1 protein-coding gene is annotated in these 1,240 nt (G+C 75.3%); it reads right to left on the bottom strand.

Annotated features, from left to right (window positions below):
- Positions 1–160 precede the first annotated feature (160 nt).
- A partial coding sequence (locus P1P70_RS44815) for a polysaccharide pyruvyl transferase family protein (RefSeq protein ID WP_319248274.1) occupies positions 161–1,240 on the bottom strand: 1,080 nt, incomplete at its 5' end.

Here is a 1,240-nt window from a genome sequence, read left to right as displayed (position 1 = left end):
GCCGGAGGGCCGGAGGGCCGGAGGGCCGGAGGGCCGGAGGGCCGGAGGGTCGGAGGGTCGGAGCGCTCGGTGCCTCGGCGCCGTTGGGGTGCGCGATCGGAGGCGGGTGCAGGTACGTGGGGCTTCTCGCGCAGTTCCCCGCGCCCCTGGAAGGCGGGGGTTACGCCCCCCGCCTTTCCGCCCGGAGGGCCGCCAGTAGCCGTGCCGCTGTCCGCCTCGCCTCCGCCTCCGTCCAGGCCCATGCGGTGGTCGGGGGCCGGTGGGTGGTCCAGGTGTCCCAGTAGCTGCGGGCCTTGCCGTAGCGGTCGGCGACCAGGACGTGGGGGAGGTCCAGGAGGAGGGCGAGGACGTGGCCGTGGAGGCGGTCGGTGACCGTGACCCGGCCGGCGGTCAACAGGCGGCAGCCGCGCGCGAGTTGCAGGCGGGCGAGGCCGTCGTAGGTGGCGAGGAGGGCGGGGACGGCGCCGGACGGGTCGCCCGAGGCGGCTCGGCACAGGGCGCGGGCCCGGCTCCGCCACAGCGCTTCCTTGGCCCGCCGCCAGTCGGTGTCGTCGCCCTCCCGGGTCCAGTCGAAGACGTACGGGTCGCCGCGTTCCGTGCGTGCCGTGCCGCGCCCGGCCGGTGGGCCCTTCGCCGATTCCTTGTCCTCCCTGGCCAGCCAGACCACGTCATGGGCGACCACCCTGCCGTCGGCGAGCGCGTCCGGCGGTACGGCGAAGGCCAGGTCGGGGGCGAGCAGCGACGGTGCCTCGAAGACGGTGCGGCAGCGGTGCAGGCTGTGCCGGTCGCGCAGCAGCAGCGTCAGATCGGGGTGGGCGTCGAAGACGCGGCGGGCCCGGGTGAGGTTGGCGTGGTCCGTGAAGTGCACGGACTGGGGCAGCTGGACGATCCGGCGGTCCGGGAAGTCGCGCAGGACCTGTTCGCGCAGGAGCTGGCTGTCCTCCCAGAGGTCGCCGAGGGTGCCGCCGCCCGTCAGCATGATGGGGCCCTCCGGGAGACAGGCCGCCAACTGCCCGGCGTCGTACGACATCAGGTCGCAGGCATAGCGCACCTCGGCGCCGAGCGCGTCCAGCAGGGCGCGCTGGCCGAGCCAGATCGCGCTGTCGCCGACGTTGGAGTTGAGCGGGGCCCCGATGAGCGCGCACCGGGTGCCGGCCGGGACCAGCCGGTCCAGGACGGTCAGGACGTACGAGACGTGGTGGGCGCAGTGGGGGACGTAGGACGGGGGCGGGGTGTGCGG

Source organism: Streptomyces sp. MB09-02B (assembly GCF_033794485.1).
Taxonomy (GTDB): domain Bacteria; phylum Actinomycetota; class Actinomycetes; order Streptomycetales; family Streptomycetaceae; genus Streptomyces.
Note: the sequence above shows the minus strand (reverse complement) of the source record. Positions and strands in the feature narration are given on the sequence as shown.